Origin of the sequence: Pseudovibrio sp. POLY-S9 (genome assembly GCF_001431305.1) — a bacterium.
Classification (GTDB): Bacteria; Pseudomonadota; Alphaproteobacteria; order Rhizobiales; family Stappiaceae; genus Pseudovibrio.
In genome coordinates this window covers 120,305-125,558 of the sequence record NZ_LCWX01000243.1, presented here as the reverse complement: position 1 = coordinate 125,558, position 5,254 = coordinate 120,305, and the positions used below count along the sequence as shown (strand labels likewise).

Genomic DNA, 5,254 nt, shown 5'->3' with positions numbered 1-5,254 from the left:
CGCGCAGCGCCTGCTCCAAACCACCGCGCGCTTCCTCCAGCTGGTCCAGAGACCCGCCGATGGCTTCAACCACACTTGTCAGATAGTTCGGCGCCAGATCAACTTTACGCTCAAGACGGCGCAACAAACTGGAAAGCTCAGGGATTGGAGAGGCTGGTCCGTCAAGTGCCTCATAGCCCTCGCGCAGATCGCCTGCAATCTTCTCCACCTGCATCATATCCTGACGACGCAGAGCAAGCTCGTTCTCTTCTCCGTCACGAGGATCAAGCGCGCTCAGCTCATCAGCACTGGAGCGTAGATAATCCGCCTCACGGCGGGCTTCTTCAATGCGCGCAACATGATCTTTCAGGGCCTTCTCGGCAGTGCGAACCGCTTTCGCGCTCTGCCCCACCTTTGCAGCATCACCTTCCAGCCCGCCAAAGCTGTCCAGCAGCTGACGATGGCTCTCAGGATCAATCAGGGCGCGGTCATCATGCTGTCCATGAACCTCAACCAGCAATTCTCCGATCTGCCGCAGCAGACCAGCACTCACGGGCGAGTCATTCACAAACGCACGGGTACGTCCATCAGACGCCTGAACACGGCGCAAGATGATGTCGCTGTCGTGCTCTAATTCATTTTCCTGAAGAAGGGTGCGCAGAGGATGGACCATTGGAACGTCGAAAACCGCGCTCACCTGACCGCGGTCCTGACCATGCCGAACCAGTCCGGCGTCTCCCCGCCCACCAAGGGCGAGGCTTAAACTGTCGAGAAGAATAGACTTACCTGCACCGGTTTCACCCGTCAGAACACTCATGCCGTCGCTGAAATGCAAATCCAGCTTATCAATGAGAACGATATCCCGAATAGAAAGCGATGCCAGCATGGTAGTCTAGGAAACTCCGATTCCTTGAAAGGCTTAAAGGAGTTTCATATCCCCAAATGCCCTGCTAAGCCAGCTGCCTTTGTTCTCATGTGGCTCCAGACCGCCCTTTTTCAAAAGAGAAAATGCATCTTTGTACCACTGGCTCTGCGGGAAGTTGTGTCCCAGCACCGCTGCAGCTGTCTGTGCTTCGTTCGTCACACCAAGTGCATAATAGCTTTCGGTCAGACGATAGAGCGCTTCTTCAACGTGACGGGTGGTCTGATAATTGCTCACCACAGTCTTGAAGCGGTTGATAGAGGCAAGGTAGTTACGGCGTGCCAGATAGTAGCGGCCAACTTCCATTTCCTTACCAGCCAGCTGATCTTCCGTCGCGCGGATACGCTGACGAGCCTGCTTGGTGTATTCAGAATCTGGGTAACGCTGAACAACTTCACGCATTGCATCCAATGCTTTGGCGGTCACAGCCTGGTCACGACCCACATCTGGGATCTGACGGAAGTAGGACTCACCAATAATGAAGAGCGCGTAGGCGGAATCATCGTTACCAGGATAAAGCGAGGTAAAGCGCTCAGCAGCAGAAATCGCTTCAGGATACTTACCCATTTTGAAGTTCAGGTAAGCAATGTTGATCAGCGATTTACGCGCGAATTCGGAGTAAGGATAGATGCGGTCAAGCTCATAGAACTTTTTCGCAGACGCTTGAACGTCGCCAGATGCACGAAGAGCCAAAGCCTCATTGAACATCACTTCCGCAGGAGTTTCATCCAGCGCAAGATCATCAACATCATCCTTGGTTGCACAGCCCGCAATAACGAGTGCCATCGCCAAAGAGGTATATCTAATCGCTCTTTTGAGGCGATTAGCCCCCAAAGCAGTCCCGGCAGCATCTGAACGCAGCAATGTTTCCGACTCCTATCGTGTTGGGATTCGGGTAAAATCCCTCCCAGTTCACGCTTCTATCTCAATGTTTGGATAACGTCACGTAGTACCACAGCATTTGCCTCGAATTTATGTCGGAATAGAGGCAAAAACCGTTGAATAACTATTTTAGCCTCAGGAGACGTTAGGGCCAAATGCTGCAGCCTGCAGTCCGCCTATCAACTCGGCATGACCTTTTTCGCGTGCATGACGATCTACCAGAGCAACATCAGCTTCGACAATTTCAAAAGCATCCGGGTTCTTGAAAAGCTCCACAAGGATACAGTGATTCATACGGTGACCGCCTTTGTAAGAGCGGTACTCGCCCAAAATAGGCAGACCAGCAAGAGCAAGATCACCGATCGCATCAAGGCTTTTGTGACGTACGAATTCGTTTGCCCAACGTGTTCCTTCAGGGTTCAGAACGCGATCACCGTCAAGAGCGACGGAGTTCTCTAAGGAAGAGCCCATGGCAAAGCCAAGCTTCCAGAGTTTCTCAACATCCTGCACGCTGCCAAAGGTACGGGCACGGGAAATCTCATCACGGAAGTAATCAGGTGTCAGGTCAAACTTGAGCTGCTGACAACCAATTTTCTCATGATCAAAATCGATGGTGATGTCAAAACGGGTGCCGTCAAACGGGTTGAGTTCACACCACTGATCACCGGAAACGTAACGAACTTTTTCTTTGATACGGATAAAGCGACGCTTTGTGCCGAGCGTTTTCAGACCAACGCGGTCGATAGCTTCAACGAATGCTTCGGAGCTACCATCCATGATTGGCATCTCAGGTCCGTCAATGTAAGCGGTCACATTGTCAACGCCCATACCGCGCAGAGCAGCCATCAGGTGCTCAACGGTAGAGATGCCGCTGTCATGAGGATCACCAAGTACGGTGCACAAAGATGTTGCAGTGACTTCCTTCCAGTTTGCTTCCGTCTGCACGTAGCCACCCTTGGTGCTACGATGGAAAACAATGCCGGAGTTCGCGTCTGCTGGGTGAAGTGTAATGGAAGCTGGACCGCCAGAGTGAACCCCAATACCATTCAAGGTTACACTGTCCGCAAGCGTTGTCTGTTTTTCGACACGCATTCCCATATTGTTCCAGCCTTTATCATTCCGCTCCAGGTACATACTGAACCTCACGAGCCACTACTTTCGAATACCCTCTGCGGGTTGGCTGGAACATAGCTCTTGGAGCTTACCAAATAAAATAAAGCTTTATTACGGTTTGTAACGTCCTGAAAATTTTAGGTACATTTACCGACAATTCCATTTAAAAACGCAAAGCAGCAACCCGGAAAAATCCGGATTGCTGCTCGAGAGGCGCGAGTTCTGTTGATAATCAGGTGGCTTGGCGGCGCAGGAACGCCGGGATTTCCAACTGATCATCTTCGATCATTTGTGAGCGTGCAGGCGCAGGGCGTCCACCAGCGTCCAGAGTCCCGGCTGCACCGTGATTCTGAGGCTCGGTTGGACGAGGCGCTGCTGGCTGGCGTGGAGCCTCAGCAAACGCATCTGCCTGTACTGGCTCATGGTGCTCCATGTGCTCGTCTTCACGGCGGCCAAGACCACCAGTCAGACGGCGTAGAAGACCCATTGGGCGACGCTCTTCTTCCATGTGATGCTCATCATGCTCTTCAACCTGCTGGGCCATAGTGGCTGGTGCTGGCTGAGGAGTTGCAGATGCCGGCTGTGGTGCAGGCGCTGCAGCAGGAGCATCCGTGCGCGCACGAATTTCACGCTGTGCAATTGGCGGAAAGTCTTCAACACGTGGCATACGTGTCTGAGGCTCTACCTTTTGTGCAACAGGTGGAATAAATGGCTCAGGAATATTGGTAGGCTCATCAAAAGCCTGCGTTGGTTCCTCAAGTGCATCATATTCCTGCACAGGCTCATAACGACGAGACTGATAAGGAGAAATTTCCACTTCCGGGTCAGTTGCAACAGCAACCGGCTCAGAGTGCATAAGTGTTTCGGCTGCTGCGGAGCCCATCGCGCGCATCGCACGAACTGGGGTGGGTGCAGGAGCTACTTCTACCGGCGCAGCTACCGCTGGACTGGGCGTAGGCGTAGTAGCGCTCTGCAGACGCTCTGTGAGTTCAGCCATACGAACCTCTGCAGGAGAGATATCTTCACGCAGCTCTTTGTCGATGCCGGTGGCAACAACAGAAACGCGGATAATACCGTCCAGAGATTCATCGAAGGTCGCACCAAGAATGATGTTCGCTTCTGGGTCTACTTCCTCGCGGATACGAGTTGCAGCTTCATCAACTTCAAACAGCGTCAGGTCGTTACCACCAGTGATGGAGATAAGCAGACCGCGCGCGCCCTTCATGGAAGTCTCGTCAAGCAGCGGGTTCGCAATCGCAGCTTCAGCAGCCTGAATGGCACGCTGTTCGCCGGACGCTTCACCGGTACCCATCATCGCTTTACCCATGCCACGCATTATGGAGCGTACATCAGCAAAGTCGAGGTTGATGAGACCTTCTTTGACCATCAGGTCAGTGACGTTCGCAACACCGGAATACAGCACCTGATCAGCCATGGAGAAGGCGTCAGCAAAGGTGGTCTGTGCATTCGCAATGCGGAACAGATTCTGGTTTGGAATAACAATAAGAGTATCAACATTACGCTGTAACTCTTCGATGCCGGCTTCGGCAACACGCATACGTCTGGACCCTTCAAACTGGAAGGGTTTGGTAACCACACCGACGGTCAGTATACCTTGTTCACGCGCAGCTCGAGCAACAACTGGCGCAGCACCGGTACCGGTGCCACCACCCATACCCGCGGTGATAAACACCATATGCGAGCCGGACAGGTGATCGTTGATCTCGTCAATAACTTCTTCTGCAGCAGCTGCACCAACTTCAGGCTGGGAACCAGCGCCCAAGCCTTCAGTAACAGCAACGCCCATCTGGATAACACGCTCAGCCTGGCAAAGAGCCAATGCTTGTGCATCCGTATTAGCAACAACAAAGTCACAGCCCTGAAGACCGCTCGTTACCATGTTATTTACGGCGTTTCCGCCACCGCCACCAACACCGAATACGGTGATCCTGGGCTTCAATTCCTGAATATCAGGCATTTTCAGGTTGATTGTCATATTAACCTCGCGACCCTAATAACATGCCCGAAGTCGGGCATGTCGTTCTTCCTCTCGTGCGTCCGCCGCATCTGGCGAAACTCGTGATAGTGGGGGTTATGCGATCCCCACTAGAAACTTTCTCTAATCCACTGACCAACCCGAGCCAGATAGCTCCCGCGACCCTTAAGGCCACGGCGTTGGTGCCGGGGTTCGAATTGCTCAATCTGTGCAACCTGCGGATAAATCAGCAGGCCCACAGCTGCCGAGAACGCCGGACCCTTGGCTTCCTCTGGCAAACCGGAAATACCCAGTGGACGCCCCAGACGCACACTGCGTCCAAGAATGCGTCGTGCCGTTTCAGAAAGGCCAGTCAACTGACT

4 protein-coding genes and 1 pseudogene are annotated in these 5,254 nt (G+C 53.0%); all 5 read right to left on the bottom strand.

The genetic code is table 11. The features are described from left to right. Positions 1-865: AAA family ATPase (locus PPL9_RS27650; protein WP_152986852.1), on the bottom strand; the 865-nt coding region annotated here is incomplete at its 3' end. Between the two features lie 33 nt (positions 866-898). Continuing rightward, positions 899-1,765, bottom strand: a complete 867-nt coding sequence (locus PPL9_RS27645) for an outer membrane protein assembly factor BamD (RefSeq protein ID WP_057465730.1) — start codon at positions 1,763-1,765, stop codon at positions 899-901. A 153-nt stretch (positions 1,766-1,918) separates the two neighbouring features. Beyond that, the gene (lpxC, locus tag PPL9_RS27640; protein WP_057465827.1) at positions 1,919-2,881 is read right to left on the bottom strand and encodes a UDP-3-O-acyl-N-acetylglucosamine deacetylase; all 963 of its coding nucleotides are present in this window, start codon (positions 2,879-2,881) and stop codon (positions 1,919-1,921) included. Between the two features lie 247 nt (positions 2,882-3,128). Then, on the bottom strand, positions 3,129-4,892 hold the full coding sequence (gene ftsZ, locus PPL9_RS27635) for a cell division protein FtsZ (protein ID WP_057465729.1): 1,764 nt from the start codon (positions 4,890-4,892) through the stop codon (positions 3,129-3,131). Positions 4,893-5,002: 110 nt separating this feature from the next. After that, positions 5,003-5,254, bottom strand: a pseudogene (locus PPL9_RS34540) (cell division protein FtsA); the annotation flags it as partial.